The organism is Rathayibacter sp. VKM Ac-2803, assembly GCF_009807175.1.
Taxonomy (GTDB): Bacteria; Actinomycetota; Actinomycetes; order Actinomycetales; family Microbacteriaceae; genus Rathayibacter.
In genome coordinates this window covers 258,275-278,442 of the sequence record NZ_WUCD01000001.1, presented here as the reverse complement: position 1 = coordinate 278,442, position 20,168 = coordinate 258,275, and the positions used below count along the sequence as shown (strand labels likewise).

Sequence of the window (20,168 nt, the reverse complement as noted above, 5' to 3'; positions counted from 1 at the left end):
TCAACGACGATAGCGGACCCCCGCACCGTGGCGCTGATCGTCAATTCCGGCGATCCAACTGAATTGCTCGCGCCGAAGTCGGGAATCATCACCGGATCGAATTGTGTGGTGGGCGGTAGCGCGCAGAGCGGTCAATCGGTTTTCGAGATCGACGGCCGCCCTGTCCTCAACCTCTACACATCCACGCCACTTTGGAGGGATCTGACGGTTGGAGATAAAGGCGATGATGTGGCTGCCCTGCAGGCGGCGCTGAACGACCTGGGATTCGGAACCCTTAGTGACGGCGTTCTTGGAACCTCCGCTGTTCGCGCAGTACAGAAGTTGCTGGGAACACCTGGGGCAGCTGCCGGAACCATCAGCACGATCACGCGCGCAGACATCTTGTGGATGCCGACCCCCACTCTGCCGATCGGGTCGTGCGACGCCATCCTCGGTGCCACGATCTCCGCGGGCGACCCATTGCTCTCGAGCGCGGAGAGCATTGCTTCCGCCCGTCTGGGCAACGTTCCCACGGACTTGGTTCCCGGTGACCGGATTCTGGCTTTAGGCGGCCAATCGATACCAGTCGGACCTGACGGATTCTCTCCCGATGCGCTCGCACAACTCAACCAGGTCCCTCAGGTAGTAGACGCACTCGCCGCGGCGAAAGCCGCACCAGCTTCGGGCGGCCCTGTCGGGGCAGCTCAGCTCGATGTGACGTACCAGCTCGCTGCACCGAAGGATGCCTGGGGCGTCCCGGCAACAGCACTCACAGGACTCGAGGCCTCGGAGGGGTGTGTGTGGTCGGGGACCGTCGGATACCCTGTGAACATCGTCGTATCGCAACTGGGGAAGGTGTTCGTCTCCTTTGCTGCAGATGTAGGAAAAGCGCCTCCCGCAGTCGACTTGTCGCCTGACGAGGCGAAATCATGTCGGTAGGGGCGGAGTCAGAGGTTCTCGTCCGCCTTTCAGCCGTGACGCATAAATTCAGCAAAGAGGGCCCCCTTTTTCGCCCTATTTCCCTCGATCTTCGAAGCGGCACCGTGTATGCACTTCTCGGGCCATCCGGGTCCGGTAAGTCAACGCTGCTCGGTATCCTCGCAGGCCAGATCCGACCCAGTGATGGAATGGTCAAACGAAACGCGGAGCTTTCCGTAGGCTGGGTCTTTCAGAATCCGGTCGGGTCGGCGCGGCGTACTGCGTTGGATCATGTTGCGCTCCCTTTGCTTGGGAAAGGGCTCTCGCGGAATGAGGCAAACCAACACGCGGTGAGGATATTAGCGCGCTTTGGGTTGAGCGCTCAGAAGCGAACAGACTTCCGCCATCTCTCCGGAGGGGAAGCCCAGCGATTGCTACTGGCCAGAGCTGTCGCATTCTCGCCAGACATCTTGTTAGTCGACGAGCCGACGGCGCAGCTGGATCTGCGTGCAGCACGTAAGGTGAATGATGTTCTCGCGGAGATCGGAATGAAGGGGAGTGTAGTGGTTGTCGCGACCCACGACCCGCTCACCGCTGAGCGGTGCGACGTCAGAATCGAACTAGCGCTTCCGTGACGATGCGTAGGCGCGAAATCGTCGTAGAAGCCATCCGCAACGTGCGGTCGCGTGCGAGTCGTCCACTTTCGTTGTTCGCTTGTCTCGTAGTGCTCGTGGGGCTCCTTGCTGCCCTCGACGGCGCGAACGTTGTCAGCCTTATGGACGCGTATCGGAACTTCGTCAGCTCCGGGGCAACAATCATGACCGCCTCCGGGAAGGGGCTGCTGGATGCCCGGGAATGTGAGAGCTACGCAGGTGTGGGCCCGGTCTCATCATCAGGCGCAGCCCGAGATCATGGATCCATCCAGTTCGATCTAATGCCTTCGAACCCGGTTCCACTCTGGGAAGTCACACCCGGATTCGCCCGCATCCTGCTCCGATCGACATCGACACCAGGGCCCGGAATCGTCCTGTCAGATCAGGTTGCAGAAGCGATCGGGCGGACCACTGGCGATTCGGTTGGAACCGACCTCGGCAGCCAGACCGTCTCTGCGGTGTACGACTACCCCGACGACGGAAGAGTTCCAGGGTTCGGGTGGGCTGCGCTTTCGGTCGTGTCTCCGTCAGGGTCCTTCGATCAGTGCTGGGTGGACGTTCCGTCGTCTGACGAGACTCTCGCCATGTTGCCTCTCGCTTCGGCGACGTCGGGGAGCGCCGGAAACGTCATGCTCGGCCAGCTGAACTCCACGCTCGGTGCGCATTTCGATATTGCTGGTTCCATCGAGAGCCGCCCAAGTCGCCTTGCATCGGTAGCCTCTTTTCTGCTCTGCTTCCTCATTGCTGGAGCGTTTGTGCGCTCGCGGCGCGTCGAGCTCGCGTCGGCCCTACATATTGGAGTCCCCAAGACTGATCTCGTCGCACAGGTGTTGCTGGAGTACCTCTGCATCGCGCTTCCGGCCTTGTTCGTCTTGGCATCCGGCTGCGTGATCTTCTCTGTGCGTCTCAGTCAAGACGAGCCGCTTGTGCTCTTGACACCACTTCTCAAGATCGTCGTGTCGTCACTGTGTGGTGTCGTGCTGGGCGTGATCGTTCTTTCGGCCTCGGTTCGTGAACGTCTCCTTTACCGCAGTTTCAGAGATCGCGGGTAGGGCCGAAGCAGGACGGCTGTGTGGTGTTCTCAACGAGTCTGATCGTCTTGCGTTGCCCAGCCGAGTCGTCTCCTCTCTGCCCGCCCAAAGGGGCTCATCGCAATCGAGGGTGTAGTCGGGGTCTGAAGCGGCCGGTTTCCAGGAGTGATTTCGCGATGTAGTCGGTGAGGTTGCGGAAGCCGAGGGCGGAGCCGCGGAGGTGTTCGAGTCGGCCGTTGATCGCTTCGGTGGGACCGTTGGAGGTCCCGGGTCGGTCGAAGTAGGCGAGGATGTCGGCGGCCCGGGCCTTCATCGTGCGACCGAGCGTGACCAGCTCCATCAGGGCTCGTGGAACGGCGCTGCTGATCGACGCGATCAGTGCTTCCATCGCGGTCTTCCCGGCGGTGCGGTCGGGGTCGCGGTAGGCGGCGATCATGCGTTGCTAGATGTCCCAGGTCGCTTCGATCTCGACATGCTCGTCGACCGCGAACAAGGCCTCGAGGCGCGCTTGCTGCTTGTCGGTGAGCAGGTTCGAGCCGGTGTGCAGGGTCCGGCGTGCCGAGTAGAGCGGGTCCCCGGAACGCTCGCGGTGTCCCATCGTCTGTTGTTGAACGCGTTGCCGGCAGCGGTCCAGGGCGTCGCCGGCGAGGCGGACGAGGGCCGCAGTCATGGCAGTCTGGCCAGACACCGAACTCTTTTGGGGGACACCGCATGTCGAAGCACGCGATCGATGACGTCGAGATCGACGATGACGCCGCTCGGGCGACCGTCGAGGAGGAGAGAGGGGAGCTGCGGGACTTCGTCGCCGGATTGAGCGTGGAGGACATCAAGTCTGGGAACTGGTTCGAGCATCTGCTTGCCAACGCCTTGAAGTCGTACACCCAGAAGGTCGATGGAGAGTACTTCCGAGAGAAGTACAAGGGCGTCCCGGCAGACGGCATCGTCGATCGACGGATCAAGCTCGCTGCTCGCTATGCGGCGTTGGAAGGCGGAGCCTCGGCCGGTGCTTACACGGCTGCCGTCGCTGCGACGTTCGGGAGCGCCGGCGTTGCGGGCGCTCTCACGGTTCCCGCCGCGGTCGGGACGATCATGGTCGACGTCGCGTTCACTACTCAGTTGCAGGTCCGCCTCGCCTACGACATCGCCGTTCTCTACGGTCTCAAGCTCGATCCGTCCGATCCCGAGGACCTCTGGAAGCTCATCCGTGTGGCCTTCACGATCAAGGGCGGCGAGGTGGCACGCGAGGGAGTTCTGAAGGCGGTCCCCGTGATGATGCGGCCTCTCATCAAGAAGTTCTACTCCGGCCCCGCCCTCGCCGCGGCGAAAGGGCTGCCGATCGTCGGCAAGCACCTTCTTCAGCGCAATGTGATCAAGATCGCGATCCCCGCGGTGGGCGTCCCCCTCGCTATCGGGCTCAACCACTGGACGACGCTCATAGCAGGCCGTCACGCCCAGGCCGTCTTCCGGAACGAAGCGAGGGTCATCGAGCTCGCGAAGGCGCTGAGCGGCCGGAGTCGGCACCCGCAGCTGATGCTGTGGGTAGCTTGGCTCGTCATCAACGCCGACCGCACGATCTCCGATGACGAGACCTTGCTCTTCCAGCACCTGGTCGTTCAGGTGAGAGAAGACCACCTCGTCCGCGATGAGCAACTTTCCAGGGTCGTCGACATCGATGCCGCCGACGTCTTCCGTCGGCTCGAGGCGGAGTCTGGCGACCTGACTGACCTGATCGATGCTGCAGAACGAGTCGCGTCTGTTGACGGCGACATGAACGCGGGGGAGAAGAGCGTCATCGCTGAGCTCCGTCGTCGGAGTGCATCGGTCTGACCCTGCCGGAGCGCGTCTCGAGGCGATCTAAGTCTCGAAAGCGCGATCCTGCCCTCACTCGGTGCAGAGTGAGCGTTCCCTCCACCTCGTTCCTGAAAGGACTCACCGCCATACGGATTCGCCTAGTCGTCCCCGTTATCGTGCTTTCCACCGCCCTGCTGTCCGGATGTGCGGCGGGAGGGGACCCCGAAGAGAGTCCCGCGCTCGAATCCACATCGGCGAGCAACGAAGCGGCCTCGCCTCCGGAAACGGCTGCACCCGAGCCGACCGAGGCCGCGAAGACCGGCGCGACACTCGCGGATACCGCGACGAAGCTCAACTGCACCGATTACGCACTGGCGGCCACGGTGGCGCCCGGCGCCGCCGAGTACGGAACCTGCCAGCTCGACGGAGTGCGGGTTCAGCTCTACCGATTCGCGAACCTCGACGACAAGCAGATCTTCCTCGACCAGGTGAAGGCCTACGGCGTGGTCGAGTCGCAGCTCGCAGTCACGGATGACGGCTCGATTGCGGCGGCGCCGGCCGACCAGAGGCTGCTCGTTCAGCTGCAGGACGCACTCCGGGAGTGACTCAGGTGAGGGGCAGTCCGGACTTCCGCCGTCCGTCCCCTCCCAGCCGCACGCCCATCGCCTCGACCTCCTGCCACGTCCCAGTCTCCCGCTCCTCCGCGGTTGCCTCGCGCAGCATTGCCGCGACCCGCTCCCGCAGCCGCAGCTCCGCCGGAGTCAGCGCGCTCTCGTGTCCGTCGGCGAGCAGATAGGTGTGCGCATCCGTCGCGAAGGCGCCCAGCGCATCGAGGAAGCTCTCGAGGAGCCGGCGGCCTCGCCGACGCGCGCGTAATCGTGCGGGACAAGGAGTGGTTGCTCCTGTGACCAGGAGGCCGCCGCTGACGAAGTGACCGCTCAGCGGAAGTCGTAGTCTTCGTCTTTACCGCTGGACTCCCAGATCTCCTCTGCACCCGCGAACGACGTCGCGGCGTCTGTCTCGGGCTCGTCTTCGCCGGGCCACGGACCCTCGACGTGGTCCTCGCCGATCATGCACCGGCACGGGGTGGCTTCTTGAGTGAATTCGCCGCTGACGATGCTGTTGACGACGTGATCGTGCAAGGGTCCCGTGGGCATAGGACGAGGTTAGTGCGCTCGGTTCGACCTGAGCAGATGGGCAGTGAATGCCTCAGACAAGTGACGCGCGCGACACCGGGACCTGGCGAGGCGGCGGTTCACGTCGCGAAAGCTGCCGGACAGCGAGGGCCAGGAGGCGCTGCAGATCGCGACGCAGTGGGCCTGACGGCGGCGGAGATGTGTTTCTTGGGCTTTCTACCGCCGTCTACGAAATTTCCTGGACGACGTTAGAAAGCTCTAGAAACGCAGCACCCCCCAACGCAGAATCGCAGGGTCCGCCCCTCTGAGAGGGCGTTCCCGGGCGATCCCGTCTACCGGATCAGCGGCAGGCCGTCAGGTTCGCGACTCCCTCCGACAGCGTGTTCGTGCCGCCCAGCAGCACGACCTTCGTGGCGCCGAGGGTCTTGATGTCGTCGAGCACGGGCTGCGGGACGCAGTCGGGCTTCACGGTGTAGAGCGGGTTCTTCGTGAAGCCGGCAGCGGCCGCTCCGGAGAGCGCGTCGGGGTAGTTCTCGCCGGTGGCGAGGTAGACCGTCGACGCGGCCGTGAAGGCGGCGCGGTTGAGCTTCACCGACGTGTCGTAGCGGTCGACGCCTCCGATGCGGGTGGGCGTGATGTTGAACGACGTCTCGATACCGGTGCTCACCGAGAGGGGGTCGCCGGCGATCGTCAGCTTCTTGACGCCGAGGCCCTGCACGAGCGACCGGGTGGTGGGGTCGACGGTGCTGAGTCCGCCGTTGATCAGGAGGACGGGCGCTCGGACCGAGCCGGCCGCGGCGGCGGCGGCGAGGGCGTCGGGGAACTTCTCGCCGGTGGCGAGCCAGGCCTGCGAGGAGCCCTTCGGGAAGGCGGCCTCGACGAGCTTGGCGGCGGTGTCGTAGCGGTCGACGCCTCCGATGCGCTGGACCTCACCGGTCTTCGCGTAGGCGGCGAGCTCGGTCGCGAGGCGCTCGCTGACGCTCAGGTCGGAGCCGACGACGACGATCTTGCTCGGCTTGAGGCGGCGCAGCTCGTCGCGGACCGGCTGCGACATGGAGTCGCGGTCGACCAGCAGCAGCGGTCCGTTCTGCTTCGCGGCGGCGGGGCCGGCGGCGAGAGCGTCGGGGAAGTTGCCGCCGGTGGCGATGAAGACGACGGGCACGTTCGCGGCGAACGTCGCGGCCGAGACCTTCGCGGCGGTGTCCTGGCGGTCGACTCCGGCGATGCGCGTGACGGTCACGGGGCCCCCGGGAGTCGGGGTGGGCGTCGCGGTCGGGGTCACCGTCGGAGTCGCGGTCGGCGTGGCCGTCGGAGTCGCCGTGGGCGTCGCGGTCGCGGTCGGAGTCGCGGTGGGCGTCGGCGTGGCGGTGCCCGTCGCGGTCGGAGTCGGCGTGGGCGTGCCCCCGCACGACTGCGGGCCGACGCGGTAGGTGTACTGGATGTTCGCGGAGCTCGCGGCCCAGACCTGCAGGGTGTCACCCGTCGTGACGGGCACCGGAGCGAAGGTGAACGCGCCACCGGACGCGGGGACGGTCTTCTGCTCGACGGTGGTGGCGTTGCGAGCGAGGCCGATGTTGACGGGCTCGGCCGTGGGGTCCGTGGTGCCGGAGACGACCGCGCTGACCGGGACGCCGGCCTCGCAGGTGACGACGGTCGACGCGGTGGAGGCGGCGGCGGCGCTGAGCGCGGGGGTGAGGCCCGCGGTGCCGGCGATCAGCGCGACAGCGAGCAGGGCGAGCCGTGAGCGGCGCGGGGCCTTCACAGTGCCACCACCGGGGAGGGGAGCAGGCAGGAGAGGTGGAGCGATGACGACATCGTGTCGCTTTCTCGAGAGGGCGGATCGGACCGTCGCCCCCCTCCAGAGCGGGCCCGACGCTCTGCCACGACGCGGCGATGCGACGGGGAGACCGGGGGCCGACACAGGGTGGGAACGGTGCTCGAAAGCTAGCGTCACGCTCCGCGCCTCGGCAATGGGATGCGACGCTGTGTCCCCAAAGGGGGGTGCCGACCGAGGTGACGCGCTGCACGTCAGGCGGGCGGCGGTGGCGCTCCCGCCGACCGCCGACACGCGGAGTCGCCCGAGAGCGCCCCTCTGACAGGGCCCCCTCGGGCGACTCGGACTACCGGGTCAGCTGCAGGCCGTCAGCTTCGCGACTCCCTCCGAGAGCGTGGTCGGGCCGCCGAGCAGGACGACCTTCGAGGCGCCGAGGCGCTCGATGTCGTCGAGCACGGGCTGGGGCACGCAGGTGGGCTGCACCGTGTAGAGCGGGCTCTTGGTGAAGCCGGCGCTGGTGGCTCCGGCGAGGGCGTCGGGGAAGTTCTCGCCGGTGGCGAGGTAGACCGTCGACGCGGACGAGAACGCGGCGCGGTTGAGCTGCACCGACGTGTCGTAGCGGTCGATGCCTCCGATGCGGGTCGCAGTCACGGGGAGCGACGCGGCGATGCCGTCGCTGACCGAGAGGTTGCTGCCGGCGATCGTCAGCTTCTTGACGCCGAGTCCCGAGATGAGGCCGTTCGTGGTGGCGTCGGCGGTACCGAGGCCGCCGTTCACCAGGAGGACGGGCGCCCTGACGGATCCGGCCGCGGCGGCGGCGGCGAGAGCGTCGGGGAACTTCTCACCGGTGGCGAGCCACGCCTGAGCGGAGCCCTTCGGGAAGGCGGCCTCGACGAGCTTCGCGGCGGTGTCGTAGCGGTCGACGCCTCCGATGCGCCGGATGTCACCGTTCTTCGTGTACTGGGCGAGGTCGTTCTTGAGGCTCTCGCTGATGCTCAGCTCCGAACCGACGACGATGATCTTGGTCGGCTTGAGGCGGATCAGCTCGTCGCGGACCGGCTGCGACATGGAGTCGCGGTCGACCAGCAGCAGCGGTCCGCTCTGCTTCGCGGCGGCGGGCCCCGCGCTCAGCGCGTCGGGGAAGTTGGCGCCGGTGGCGACGAAGACGACGGGCACGTTCGTGCCGAACGTCGCCGCCGAGAGCTTCGCGGCGGTGTCCTGACGGTCGACTCCGGCGATGCGCGAGACGGTCACGGGCCCCGCGGTGGCGGTCGGGGTCGGGGTCGGCGTGGGCGTGGCCGTCGGCGTCGCGGTGGGCGTGGGCGTCGCGGTGGGCGTCGGAGTCGCGGTGGGTGTGGGCGTCGCGGTGGGCGTGGGCGTCGCGGTCGGGCTGACGGTCGGCGTCGGCGTGGACGTCGGAGTCGCGGTGGGGGTCGACGTGGGAGTCGGCGTGGAGGTCTCCGTCGGAGTCGGAGTCGGAGTGGGCGCCTCGTCGCACGACGCGTCCGAGACCGTGTACGCGTAACCGACCACCGGCGGGTCGCCGACGACGACCTCGAGTTCGTCACCGGTCTTGACGGGCACCGGGTCGAAGGCGAAGTTCCCGTCGGTGTCGGTCGGGTTCGCCTGCTCGCCGAGGACGCCGTTGACGACGAGGCCGAGGATCACCGGGTCCTCGAGGTCGTTGCCGCCCTCGACGGTCCCGGAGACGACCGCGGTGGTCGGGCTGCCGTCGACACAGGTGACATCGGTCGAGGCGAAGTCCTCGGCGGCGGCGGCGCTGAGCACAGGAGTGAGTCCCGCGGTGCCGGCGATGAGCGCGGCGGCGAGCAGGGCGAGCCGTGAGCGGCGCGGGGCCCTCACAGCGTCACCGCCGGAGTGGGGAGCGGGCAGGGGACGTGGAGCGATGACGACATCGTGTCGCTTTCTCGAGAGGGCGGATCGGGCCGTCGGCCTCCTCGTCGGCCGGGGCCGTCGCTCGCGAGGCGCCACGGTGGGCCGGCATGCCGGGAACAGAGAAGGAAGAGGACGGTGCTCGAAAGCTAGTGACCCGCTCCGACCCCGGCAACAAGCAGCGACACCGTGTCGCAACCGTCCAGGGGAGGCGATCGACGCTTCCTCGTGAGAGCGCAGGCGAGTCCCGCTCTTCGGGAAGACGTCTCGGGAACCGACGAGCCGACCGGCGAGCTCGACGAGGCGTCGACGGTCGACGTGCTGGAGGCGCTGCGCGGCATCAACCGCCAGCGCGGGGTGACGACGGTGATCGTCACGCACGACGCCGGGGTGTCGGAGCACGTGAGCCGCACGGTGCGGATCCGCGACGGCCGCACCTCGACCGAGACGCTGCGGCGCGTGTCGGAGGGCGACGCGGTGCACTCGGCCGAGGAGTTCGCGGTGCTCGACCGCTTCGGGCGGCTCCAGCTGCCGGAGGAGTTCACCGGCGCGCTGGGGCTGCGCGACCGGGTGCGGCTCGGGCTGGAGGCGGACCACATCCGCGTGCAGTCGGGCGTCGCGGCGCCTGCCGCTGCGGCTCCTCCGGCTCTCCCCGAAGCGGACTCGCCCGGCCCTGCCTCTCTCCCTGAAGCGGACTCGCCCGAGCTCGCTGAAGCGGTCCCGCCGACCCCTGCTGGTCGAGTAGCCGCCGAAGGCGGCGTATCGAGACCCACCTCCCTACGACCCTCCCGTTCCACCCCCGATCCCACCCCGCCCCGCCGCCGCGGCCGCCACTCCCTCGGAGACGACTCGTGACCCCCGTGCTCGACGCCGTCGACCTGCACCGCGTCTTCGCCACACCGGCCGGCGACGTCGTCGGCTGCGCGGGAGTCTCGCTCTCGGTCGCCGCGGGCGAGCTCGTGGTGGTGCGCGGCGCCTCCGGAGCGGGCAAGTCGACGCTGCTCTCGATGCTGGCGACGGTCGACCGGCCGACGAGCGGGCAGGTGCTGATCGACGGTGCCGACGCCGCCGGGCTCGACGAGCGCCGGCGGGCGGAGCTGCGGCGGAGCGCCCTGGGCATCGTCTTCCAGGACTTCGCACTGCTCGAGGACCTCACCGCGCGCGAGAACGTCGAGCTGCCGCTGCGCCTCCTCCGCACCGACCCCGCCGAGCGCGACGAGCGGGTGACGGAGGCGCTCGCCGCGGTCGCGCTCGACGAGCAGGGCGACCAGCGGCCCGACCAGCTCTCGGGCGGGCAGCGTCAGCGGGTCGCGATCGCCCGCGCACTCATCGGCCGCCCGCGCCTGCTGATCGCCGACGAGCCGACGGCGCAGCTCGACAGCGTCACGGCGACACGCGTGAGCGACCTGCTGGTCGCCTCCGTGCGCGAGGGCCGTCTCGCCGCGGTCGTCGCGACCCACGACCCGGCGTTCGCCGACCGCGCCGACCGCGTGCTCACGCTGCGCGACGGGCGGGCGCGCTGAGAGTCACCCCGCGGCGACCCACGAGATCAGCCGACGCAGGATCTCGCGGTGCTCGGGCGAGTCGAACGACCGCGCGTCGTGGCCCAGAGCGTCGTAGGCGGCCCGGCCGCGGCCGTCGGCGGCCTCGCGCAGCCAGACGAGCGGATGCCGTACCCCGTCGTGCTCGTGGGTGACCAGCACCTGCACATCAGCGGCCACGCGGAGGAACGAGTACCGCTCGTCGTTCAGCGAGAAGTCCGCCAGATCGGCGACGAGCGGATGCTCCTCGACCGTCACGACGGTGTCGCCCTGCTCGGGGTGCATCGAGACGCCCTCGACCCACCGCCCGCCGAGGGTGCGCTCCCACTCGTCCGACTCGGTGAAGCTCGTCGCGGAGGAGTGCAGCGCGAGCAGCGGCCGGCCGCTGCGGAGGTAGCGTGTCAGTCCGGCCGCGGGTGACGGCTCCCCGTCGCGGGGCTGCCCGACGTTGACGACGAGGAGATCGGGCAGGTGCTCGAGCGCGGCGAGAGCGTCGTCGACGTCGGGCGCGATCTCGACGTCGTAGCCCGCCTCCTCGACGATCCCGGCGAGGGCCCTCGAGGTCTCGGCGAACGGGTGCCACGGATCGGCGTACCGACCGACGCCTGAGAGGAGGAGGGCTGATCGGCGTCGAGTCATGGCCTCATCCTGTCGCACGATATTGCGGGATCCTGGGCGAAGCGTGCCACGCTGGCCGGATGGATCTCGAGGTGCGGCCGGACCTGGTCATCCCCGCGCCCGAGCTGCAGTGGAGGTTCTCGCGCTCCTCCGGCCCGGGCGGGCAGCACGTCAACACCTCCGACAGCCGGGTGCAGCTCACCTGGAACGTCATGGAGTCGACGGCTCTCACCGACGAGCAGCGGATGCGCGTCCTCCAGCACCTCGCTCAGCGCCTCGTCGCGGGTGCGGTGACGGTGACGGTGCAGAGGGAGCGGTCGCAGCTGCGCAACCGCGAGATCGCCCTCGACCGTCTCCGGGAGCTCGTGAGCGCCGCGCTGGCGCCTCCGGGCCCGACGCGCCGCCCGACCCGCCCGACCCGAGGCTCGGGCCGCCGCCACCTCGCGGCCAAGCAGCAGCGCTCGGCGACGAAGCAGCAGCGGAGGCGCCCGACGGCGGAGTAGCGGGCGGGAACGGACACGCGGTGCCTCCGGCGCCGGCGCAGAGCGGGGAAGAGGCCGACGTTCGCAGGGAGGCGGGTCTCGATACGCCCCTGCGGGGCTGCCGGCTCGACCAGCCTGCTTGCGGGTGTCTCTTCCCAGTAGACCCACCAGCGTCAGAAGAACAGGTCGGAAGTCACCCTGCAGGTGTGGCGGCACGCTGTTGATCGAGTAGCCCGCGCAGCGGGCGTATCGAGATCCACCGATGTCAGAAGTCCAGGTCGGAAGCCTGATCGACTGGCGGACGCGGGTCTCGATACGCCCCTCCGGGGCTGCGGGCTCGACCAGCATGCAGGGCGGCCGGACCTAGTCAGCGCAGCGGCTTCCGCATCCGGAAGTTCGTCAGTGCGACGCCCGCTCGCACCGGATGCTGCTCGGTGACCACGGTGAACCCGCGGCTCTCGAAGAACGGGCGCGCCGTGATGCTGACGTCGGCCGACAGCTCGGCGGCGTCCGACTGCCGGGCGAGGGACTCGGCGTGCTCGAGGAGGCGGGTCGCCACTCCCCGCCGGAGGAACCGCGGCGAGACGAACATCATGTCGATGCAGCCGGAGGGGGCGACGTCCGAGAAGCCGGCGACGGCGCCTCCGCTCTCGATCACGAAGGCGCGGCGGGCCTGCATCGCCGTGTGCCAGGCCGAGACGTCGCGGTCGTCGGCGCGCGCCCACGCGCGGATCTGCTCGGGCGAGTAGTCGGCGGCGGCGGTCTCGGTCACCGCCGCGAGGAACACCTCGAGCGTCGCGGCGGCGTCGGACGCCCGGTACTCGCGCAGGATCTCCACCGGCTCATCCTCGCAGCGTGCGTTCCGCCTCTGGGATCGGGGATGGGCGCTGTGGGGCTGGCGCTGTGGCGAAGAGCGGCGCACCGACGAGAAAACCCGGCCCCAGAGGGGCCGGGTGGTATGTCTCGATGCTAGCCGGTGCGCCCCTCCCTGGGGCGCGATGGCGCCTACCACCCCTCCGGTCGCGACAACCGGGCGACGCGTTCGGGCATCTGGGAGGTCGCGATCTCCGCCTCGGTGAGCTGATGCCACCAGTGACCACCCACCCCCTCGTCCGCCACGCCGGCGAGTGCTCCGGCACGGTACGCCGGGGTCGGATTGACCAGGCCGACAGGCACACGTCTGCGGGCTTCCCGCACCGGCAACTCGAGGTCGCTGTCGTTGCTGACGACGATCGCGGCATCGACGGCGCCTTCGAGTACGTCGATGAGGAGATGCGAAGCCACATTGACGTCGGACCCCTTCTCCTCCCGGCGCGCGATCGAGGCCATGAAGGTCGCGTTCGGGATGCTCTCGCCGTGCGCGTCTCGAACCATCAAAGGCCAGGAGGCCGTGCTGAGCAGCGGCCTTCCCCGTTTGCCAGGAGTCGCGAGAGGCGCGGTCGCCACGCGGGAGACGTACCTGCCCATGGCGAGGACGTCGATCGACCTGTGGTGGTGCAGCGCGCGCAAGTAGGTGTCCTGGTCTCGCTGGCCGCTTGCGTTGTCGGCACCGCTCACTCTCGCAGTGCAGAAGACCACACGGACACTCGACGGGCTGCCCCATCGTGCTCCGGGCCCCTCGAGGAGGTTGATCGAGAGCGCGCGGAGGTCGAGCCAGCGCCACCCGGGCGCACCGCGTCCGCAGATCCTCCGAGCGCCGTAGTAGAGGTTGAATCCGTCGATGTACACGCCGATTCTCACGTGCGGAAATTACCCCGTTGACCGTCCCACGCTCACTCCAGGCGCGGGGTGAAGCATGCTACGGTGCTCGATCCGGACGCCCGGTACTCGCGCAGGATCTCCACGGGCTCATCCTCGCAGCGTGCACAACCGAGGGTGAGACGGCGGACAGGCCCCTCCAGGAGCACGTTCCGGCGTCTCACCCTCGGTCGTGCACGCCGAGGGCCGTCGACAGGAGCGCCCGTCGTCACGATCGTGACGACGGGCGCTCCTCGACTCTGCTGCGGGTCAGGCTCTGCTGCGGGTCAGAGCGTCTGCGCGAACGGGTCGAAGTCGACCGGCACGGCAGGCACGGTCGGCACCGTGCTGTCGAGAGCGACGAACTCGCCGCTCTCGGCCGACTCCTGAGCCGAGAGCATGACGTCGAGCACGTGGTAGGCGAGCTCGCCCGTGGCCACGTGCGGACGGTCCTCCGCGATGGCGCGGACCATGTCGAGCAGGCCGAGGCCGCGGCCGACGACCGTGCCCTTCTGCTCGATCTCGGTCCACTCCTGCTCGCCCCAGGCGCCGTCGGCGATCGCGGTGGGCGCCTTCACGAACGCGGTGCGCCCCTCGAACTGGTTCGGGTCGGGGATGACGATCGACCCTTCCGTGCCGTGGATCTCGAAGACGCCGTGGCGCTCGAGGGCGGAGTCGAAGCTCAGCAGGCTCGACGCCTGCTGACCCGCGGCGAACGAGGTGAGCACCTGCAGCGAGGTGGGGACCTCCACCGGGAACGTCGTCCCGGCATCCGGCCCGGAGCGGATGACGCGCTCCTCGAGCTTCTTGCGCCCGAGGGCCGCGACCCGCTGGACCGGTCCGAAGAGGCTGACGAGCCCGGTGAAGTAGTACGGACCCATGTCGAGCAGCGGGCCGGCGCCCTGGGCGAAGAGGAACGCCGGGCTCGGGTGCCACAGGTCGGGGCCGACGGTCTGGAAGGTGGTGGACGCGAACATCGGCTCGCCGATGACACCCTCCGCGATGGCGCGCTTGGCGGTCTGGAAGCCCGGGCCGAGGACCGTGTCGGGCGCGTTGCCCACGCGGAGCCCCTTCGCGGCGGCGTCCTCGAGCAGCTTCGCCGCTCCGGCGCGATCGAGGCCGAGCGGCTTCTCGCTCCAGACGTGCTTGCCCGCGGCGATCGCGGCGGCCGAGACCTCGATGTGCGCAGCGGGGATCGTCAGGTTGACGACGACCTGCACGTCGGGGTGGGCGAGGACGTCCTCGGCGGAGCCCCAGGCGGGGACGCCGTGCTTCTCGGCCTGGCTCTTCGCCCGGTCGAGCAGCAGGTCGCCGACGACGAGGACCTCGACGTCGGGGAAGGACTTGAGGTTCTCGAGGTAGGTGTCGCTGATGACGCCGACGCCGATGACGCCGATTCCGATGGGGCCGCTCACGCTGCGTACCCGCCCTTCACGAGGAAGTCGTAGCTCGCCCGGATGTCCTCGAAGACGTCGCCGGGGGCGTTGTCGTACTCGATGACGGCGTACTCGATCGCGCCCTCGCCGGCCTGGAGCGCGGCGACCAGCGGCACGTCGCCCTCGCCGGGGCGGCGCTGGTCGAGGGTGTCGGAGCCGAACGCGGCGGCGCCCGGGGCGAAGGGGTTCTCGGCCGGAGCGACGCCGTCCTTGACGTGCACGGCGACGAGGCGCTTGCCGAGTCGCGAGACGAGAGCTGTGGCGTCCTGGCCGCCGGTGAGCGCCCAGAACAGGTCGAGCTCGATCTGGACGCGCTCGTCGGTGAGCGCGATGAAGCGCTCGTAGGCGGTCTGCCCGTCGAAGGAGGCGATGAACTCCTGCGCGTGGTTGTGGTACCCGACCGTGAGGCCGAAGGTCGCGGCGACCTCGGCGGCCTTGTTGAGTCGGTCGGCGATGTCGGCGACCCCGTCCTCGGTCAGCCAGCGCTCGGCCGGGACCATGGGATCGATGACGAGGGTGATGCCGATCTGCGCGGCGGCCTCGAAGACGACCTCCGGAGCGGGCGTCGGGATGGAGCCGTCGGGAGTCCAGAGCGAGTCCGAGAGCAGGGGAGCGTGGCCGGTCGGCGAGGCCAGACCGCTCGCGTCGAGAGCGGCGCGGATCTCGGCGGGGCGGCGGACGAAGTCGAACGCCTCGACGTTCTTGAGGCCGATGGCCGCGAGCTTGTCGAGCGACCCGTTCGGGTCGTCGGTGAATTCTTTCGCCAGCGTGTAGAGCTGGACGGAGGCGGCGGGAAGAGCCATGGTCTGTGTCGCTTTCGATCGGTGGAGAGAGGGAGAGAGCGGGAGTCGGATCGGCCCATGCCCTCGCACGTGCCGACCCCGGGCCGGAGTCCGACCTGTCTGGTCTACCGGACTTTCGTGACCGAACCCGGTCTATCGGACTTTCTTGATGGGGAAGATGACCAGTGCTCCCACGATCGCGGCTATCGCGCAGACCGAGAACCACAGGGCGTAGTTGTTGCCGGTCGGGTCGCTGACGTAGACGAGGATGCCGCCGATGAGCGGAGCGATGGTCTGGGGGAGGGCGTTGGCGATGTTGAAGACGCCGAGGTCCTTGCCCGAGTTCTCGGGGTCGGGCAGCACGTCGACGACGAGCGCGAGGTCGACGCCGACGTAGATGCCGTAGGCGATGCCGAGGATCGCCTCGAGGATGTAGAAGGCGCCGATGTCCTGGACGAAGATCAGCGCGAAGGTGCCGATGGCGAAGAGCGCGGTCGAGCTCCAGACGAAGACCTTGCGGCGGCCGATCTTGTCGGACAGCCAGCCGGCGAAGTAGCTCGCACCGACGAGGCCGATCGTGTAGATCAGCACGCTCATCGAGATGACGCCCGGGATGTCCGCCTCGGGGACCTCGATGTGGTTGAGCAGGTAGAAGAAGCGGAACGTGGTGAAGCCGAAGCTCGCGAAGGTGATGAGGAAGCGCGACCACCAGGCGAGCGCGTAGTCGGGGTGCTTGACCGGGCTCACCCAGAAGGTCTCGGCCCACTCGCGCAGCGTCGCCCGCGGCGGCCGGGTGGGCAGGCGGCGGTCGGGGAGCACGATGGCGAAGACGACCATGACGATGATGGCGAGGACGGCCGGGCCGACGAACATGATGAGCAGCTGGTCGGCGAACGCCTCCGCGACGTAGGTGCCGCCGAGGATGCCGACGTTCTGTGCGATGCCGATGGCGGCGGTGATCTTGCCGCGCTGGAACCTCGGCACCTGGTCGGCGATCGTGGCGATGAACGGCGCGAGCGCCATGTTGGCGCCGAGCTGGGCCAGCGACCAGCCCACGGTGGCGATCATGAGGGTCGGGGCGAGCGCCATGATCGCGAAGGCGACGGTCATGATCACCGTGCCGGCGACGATCCAGATGCGGCGGCGGCCGAGGCGGCTCGTGGTGCGGTCGGAGAGGCGGCCGAACACGACATTGGCCAGCGTGGCGAAGAGGGCGCCGAATCCGCCGAGCACCGCCGCCGCGCCGGTGGCGCCGTTCTGCGCGATCTCGCCCGCGTCGACCAGGGCCTGGATCTTGATGCCGATGCCGACGATCGCGGGGCCCAGCAGGGCGATGAAGAAGACCAGCTGCGCGGCGAGGAGCCAGAAGATGTACGACTTCTTGGCCGGCTCGGTCGGTTCGGGGAACTGCTGGTCCCGTCGCACCGTCGCCGTCGATGTCGTCATGCCCGAGGGCATTCCCGCGGCTGATCCACTCGCTGTCGTCATGGCCGAGTCCTCTCGTCGTTGAGCTTCGAGACACGATCTGAAAACCGATCGCTGTTCGGGATCGAGTATGCACCGGCCCTGGGAGGTCGGCAATACTTGAGCCGCAAAAACCCTAGCGATGTATGGTTTTCAGAGTCGAGGCAGGGACGCCCGACAGATCGGAGCGCACCCATGACCCACGCCGACCAGCTCGACGCCCTCACGCTCGAGGAGAAGGCCTCGCTCACCAGCGGCGGCAGCTTCTGGGCCACGAAGCCCGTCGACCGCCTCGGGATCCCCTCGGTCGTGCTGACCGACGGCCCGCACGGTGTGCGACTCCAGCGGCAGGGCGGCGACCACCTCGGGCTCGCCGACAGCGTGCCCGCGACCTGCTTCCCTCCGGCCGTCGCGCTCGGATCGAGCTGGGACGTCGATCTCGTCCGCCGCGTCGGCGTCGCCCTCGGCGAGGAGGCGAAGGCGGAGGGAGTCGGCGTGCTGCTCGGCCCCGGCATCAATATCAAGCGCTCCCCGCTCTGCGGCCGCAACTTCGAGTACTTCTCCGAGGATCCGCTGGTCAGCGGTGTGATGGGCTCGGCCCTCGTCGGCGGCCTGCAGAGCCAGGGCGTCGGAGCGTCGCTCAAGCACTTCGCCGCCAACAACCAGGAGACCGACCGCCTCCGCGTCAGCGCGGACGTCGACGAGCGGCCGCTGCGCGAGATCTACCTTCGCGCTTTCCAGCGGGTCGTCACCGAGCAGCAGCCGTGGACGCTCATGTGCTCGTACAACCGGCTGAACGGGGTCTACACCTCCGAGGATCCGTGGCTGCTCACCACGGTCCTCCGCGACGAGTGGGGCTTCGACGGCCTCGTGATGTCGGACTGGGGCGCCGTGAACGACCGGATCGCCGGTGTCGCCGCGGGCCTCGACCTCGAGATGCCCTCGAGCGGAGGCCGGACCGACGCGCAGCTCGTCGCCGCCGTCCGCGCGGGCGAGCTCGACGAGGCGCACGTGACGACCGCCGCGCGCCGCTCCCTCGAGCTGCTCGACCGGATCGCGGAGCAGGCCGACCCCGACGCGACCTACGACGCCGACGCGCACCACGCCCTGGCCCGCGAGGCCGCCTCCCGCAGCATCGTGCTGCTGCAGAACGAGGGCGGCCTGCTGCCGCTCGACTCCTCCGTCGACATCGCCGTGATCGGCGAGTTCGCCCGGACTCCGCGCTACCAGGGCGCGGGCAGCTCGCTGATCAACCCGACGCGGCTCGACAACGCCCTCGACGAGCTGCGGCGCACGGTCGACGCGAGCTTCGCCTCCGGATTCACGCTCGACGGCTCCGGCGACGCGCAGGCGCTGCGCGACGAGGCCGTCGCCGCCGCGCGGGCCGCCGCTGTCGCCGTGCTGTTCCTCGGCCTCCCCGCGTCGGAGGAGTCGGAGGGCTTCGACCGCGAGCACCTCGAGCTGCCCGCCGAGCAGACGCTCCTGCTCGACGCCGTCATCGCCGCGAACCCGAACGTGGTCGTCGTGCTCTCGAACGGCGGAGTCGTCCGCACCTCGGGCTGGCAGGACCGGGTCCCCGCGATCGTCGAGGGCTGGCTGCTCGGCCAGGCCGGCGGAGGCGCGATCGCCGACGTCCTGCTCGGCGTGGTGAACCCCTCCGGCCGCCTCACCGAGACGATCCCGCTGCGGCTCGAGGACAGCCCGTCGCACCCCGGCTTCCCGGGGGCCTTCGGGCACGTCCGCTACGGCGAGGACGTCTTCGTCGGCTACCGCGGGTTCGACGCCCGCGGCACCGAGGTCGCCTTCCCGTTCGGGCACGGACTCTCGTACACCGACTTCGCGTACTCCGGGCTCTCGGTCGAGGAGGTCGACGGCGGACTCCGGGTGCGGGTCGACGTCGCGAACACGGGCGAGCGCGACGGGCGCGAGGTCGTCCAGGTCTACACGGGCCTGCCGGGCTCGGCGGTCCCGCGCGCGGTCAGGGCGCTGACCGCGTTCGCGGTCGTCGAGGTCGCGGCCGGAGAGACGGCGACGGTCACCCTCGACGTCCCGCGCGACGACCTGGCCTACTTCCACCCCGCGGCCGGTGCCTGGACCGTCGAGGGCGGCGACTACCTGGTCGAGGTCGGCGCCTCCAGCCGCGACCTCCGCGTCTCGGCGACCGTCTCCGTCACCGGCGACGTGCTCGACCTCGCGCTGACCGAGGAGTCGACCGTCGCGGAGTGGCTCGACCACCCGCGCGCCGGATCGCTGCTGCGCGACGCGTTCTCCTCCGGAGACGGCACGTTCTCGTCGATGTTCGCGGACCCCGAGATGCTGCGCATGCTCGGCTCGATGCCGCTCGGCCGCATCGCCGTGTTCCCCGGCAGCCCCCTCGACGACGCGTCCCTCGCCGGCCTGGTCGAGGCGGCGCGCGCCTGACGCCCCTCAGCGAGCTCCCGTTCCGGTGAGGCTCCTCCTCTTCCTCGCTGATCGAGTAGCCCGCGGAGCGGGCGTATCGAGATCCACCAGCGTCAGAAGGCCGAGGCAGAAGCCCGATCTGCTGACGGTGGTCGGTCTCGATACGCCCCTACGGGGCTACTCGACCAGCAGGGGGTGGCGATGCGTGAAGCGGGTTCGCCGGTCGATTCTCCGAGGGGAAGGCCCGTCCTCGCTGATCGAGCCCGCAGCCCGCGCAGCGGGCGTATCGAGATCCACGTCCGTCAGGAGACCGGGTCTGAGGACCGATCTGCTGAAGCCGGTGGATCTCGATACGCCGCCTGCGGCGGCTACTCGACCAGCAGGGGATGGCGAGACGCGAAGCGGGTTCGCCGGTCGATTCTCCGAGGGGAAGGCCCCGTCCTCGCTGATCGAGCCCGCAGCCCGCGCAGCGGGCGTATCGAGATCCACCAGCGTCAGAAGGCGAGGGCAGAAGCCAGATCTATTGAAGCCGG

18 protein-coding genes and 1 pseudogene are annotated in these 20,168 nt (G+C 69.2%); 9 read left to right on the top strand and 10 right to left on the bottom strand.

Annotation, left to right across the window (positions count from 1 at the left end):
• The first annotated feature begins 27 nt into the window (after positions 1-27).
• The 3 genes from GRS96_RS01200 to GRS96_RS01190 all read left to right on the top strand — a co-directional run bounded on the left by GRS96_RS01200 (position 28) and on the right by GRS96_RS01190 (position 2,602).
• Positions 28-918 carry a peptidoglycan-binding domain-containing protein gene (locus GRS96_RS01200; protein WP_159987493.1) on the top strand — a complete coding sequence of 297 codons (891 nt, stop codon included), beginning with the start codon at positions 28-30 and terminating at the stop codon, positions 916-918.
• A complete protein-coding gene (locus tag GRS96_RS01195; RefSeq protein ID WP_159855286.1) occupies positions 909-1,532 on the top strand; it encodes an ABC transporter ATP-binding protein in 624 nt (207 codons plus the stop codon). The genes GRS96_RS01200 and GRS96_RS01195 overlap by 10 nt, the downstream gene beginning before the upstream one ends.
• A 95-nt stretch (positions 1,533-1,627) precedes the next feature.
• A complete protein-coding gene (locus tag GRS96_RS01190; protein WP_159987492.1) occupies positions 1,628-2,602 on the top strand; it encodes an FtsX-like permease family protein in 975 nt (324 codons plus the stop codon).
• A 94-nt stretch (positions 2,603-2,696) separates the two neighbouring features.
• Here the strand turns inward: GRS96_RS01190 and GRS96_RS01185 are convergent.
• Positions 2,697-3,239, bottom strand: a pseudogene (locus GRS96_RS01185) (transposase); the annotation flags it as partial.
• Positions 3,240-3,292: 53 nt separating this feature from the next.
• Here GRS96_RS01185 and GRS96_RS01180 point away from each other — a divergent pair.
• On the top strand, positions 3,293-4,408 hold the full coding sequence (locus GRS96_RS01180; RefSeq protein WP_159855290.1) for a hypothetical protein: 1,116 nt from the start codon (positions 3,293-3,295) through the stop codon (positions 4,406-4,408).
• A 68-nt stretch (positions 4,409-4,476) separates the two neighbouring features.
• Entirely contained in the window at positions 4,477-4,977 is a 501-nt protein-coding gene (locus GRS96_RS01175; protein WP_159987491.1) for a hypothetical protein, read from the top strand.
• 333 nt (positions 4,978-5,310) lie between these two features.
• On the opposite strand, the gene GRS96_RS01170 is transcribed toward GRS96_RS01175, so the two are convergent.
• From GRS96_RS01170 to GRS96_RS01160, 3 genes are all read right to left on the bottom strand, one after another.
• The gene (locus tag GRS96_RS01170; RefSeq protein WP_159855294.1) at positions 5,311-5,529 is read right to left on the bottom strand and encodes a hypothetical protein; all 219 of its coding nucleotides are present in this window, start codon (positions 5,527-5,529) and stop codon (positions 5,311-5,313) included.
• 319 nt (positions 5,530-5,848) lie between these two features.
• Entirely contained in the window at positions 5,849-7,270 is a 1,422-nt protein-coding gene (locus GRS96_RS01165; RefSeq protein WP_159987490.1) for a cell wall-binding repeat-containing protein, read from the bottom strand.
• A 366-nt stretch (positions 7,271-7,636) separates the two neighbouring features.
• Positions 7,637-9,145, bottom strand: coding sequence for a cell wall-binding repeat-containing protein (locus GRS96_RS01160; RefSeq protein ID WP_159987489.1), 1,509 nt, complete (start codon positions 9,143-9,145; stop codon positions 7,637-7,639).
• A gap of 258 nt (positions 9,146-9,403) precedes the next feature.
• Between GRS96_RS01160 and GRS96_RS20875 the strand changes: the two genes are divergently transcribed.
• Together GRS96_RS20875 and GRS96_RS01150 are read left to right on the top strand one after the other, a co-directional pair.
• Positions 9,404-10,030 carry a hypothetical protein gene (locus tag GRS96_RS20875; protein ID WP_204162014.1) on the top strand — a complete coding sequence of 209 codons (627 nt, stop codon included), beginning with the start codon at positions 9,404-9,406 and terminating at the stop codon, positions 10,028-10,030.
• Positions 10,027-10,698, top strand: coding sequence for an ABC transporter ATP-binding protein (locus GRS96_RS01150; protein WP_159987488.1), 672 nt, complete (start codon positions 10,027-10,029; stop codon positions 10,696-10,698). Before GRS96_RS20875 ends, GRS96_RS01150 begins: the two co-directional genes overlap by 4 nt.
• Positions 10,699-10,701: 3 nt before the next feature.
• Here the strand turns inward: GRS96_RS01150 and GRS96_RS01145 are convergent, their stop codons facing one another.
• Positions 10,702-11,355, bottom strand: coding sequence for a ThuA domain-containing protein (locus GRS96_RS01145; protein WP_159987487.1), 654 nt, complete (start codon positions 11,353-11,355; stop codon positions 10,702-10,704).
• Between the two features lie 59 nt (positions 11,356-11,414).
• Here GRS96_RS01145 and arfB point away from each other — a divergent pair, with 59 nt between their 5' ends.
• The gene (arfB, locus tag GRS96_RS01140) at positions 11,415-11,837 is read left to right on the top strand and encodes an alternative ribosome rescue aminoacyl-tRNA hydrolase ArfB (protein ID WP_159855304.1); all 423 of its coding nucleotides are present in this window, start codon (positions 11,415-11,417) and stop codon (positions 11,835-11,837) included.
• Positions 11,838-12,183: 346 nt separating this feature from the next.
• Here the strand turns inward: arfB and GRS96_RS01135 are convergent, their stop codons facing one another.
• From GRS96_RS01135 to GRS96_RS01115, 5 genes are all read right to left on the bottom strand, one after another.
• Positions 12,184-12,654 (bottom strand): GNAT family N-acetyltransferase, encoded by a 471-nt coding sequence (locus GRS96_RS01135; RefSeq protein WP_159987486.1) that lies wholly within the window; start codon positions 12,652-12,654, stop codon positions 12,184-12,186.
• 167 nt (positions 12,655-12,821) lie between these two features.
• Complete coding sequence (locus GRS96_RS01130; RefSeq protein WP_328612387.1) at positions 12,822-13,373, bottom strand: NYN domain-containing protein; 552 nt, start codon at positions 13,371-13,373, stop codon at positions 12,822-12,824.
• Between the two features lie 467 nt (positions 13,374-13,840).
• Positions 13,841-14,968 (bottom strand): Gfo/Idh/MocA family protein, encoded by a 1,128-nt coding sequence (locus GRS96_RS01125; RefSeq protein WP_159855308.1) that lies wholly within the window; start codon positions 14,966-14,968, stop codon positions 13,841-13,843.
• Positions 14,965-15,792 (bottom strand): sugar phosphate isomerase/epimerase family protein, encoded by an 828-nt coding sequence (locus GRS96_RS01120; RefSeq protein WP_159855310.1) that lies wholly within the window; start codon positions 15,790-15,792, stop codon positions 14,965-14,967. The genes GRS96_RS01125 and GRS96_RS01120 overlap by 4 nt, the downstream gene beginning before the upstream one ends.
• A gap of 132 nt (positions 15,793-15,924) precedes the next feature.
• Entirely contained in the window at positions 15,925-17,259 is a 1,335-nt protein-coding gene (locus GRS96_RS01115) for an MFS transporter (RefSeq protein ID WP_204162013.1), read from the bottom strand.
• A gap of 171 nt (positions 17,260-17,430) precedes the next feature.
• Between GRS96_RS01115 and GRS96_RS01110 the strand changes: the two genes are divergently transcribed.
• Positions 17,431-19,656 (top strand): glycoside hydrolase family 3 C-terminal domain-containing protein, encoded by a 2,226-nt coding sequence (locus GRS96_RS01110; protein ID WP_159987484.1) that lies wholly within the window; start codon positions 17,431-17,433, stop codon positions 19,654-19,656.
• Positions 19,657-20,168 lie beyond the last annotated feature (512 nt).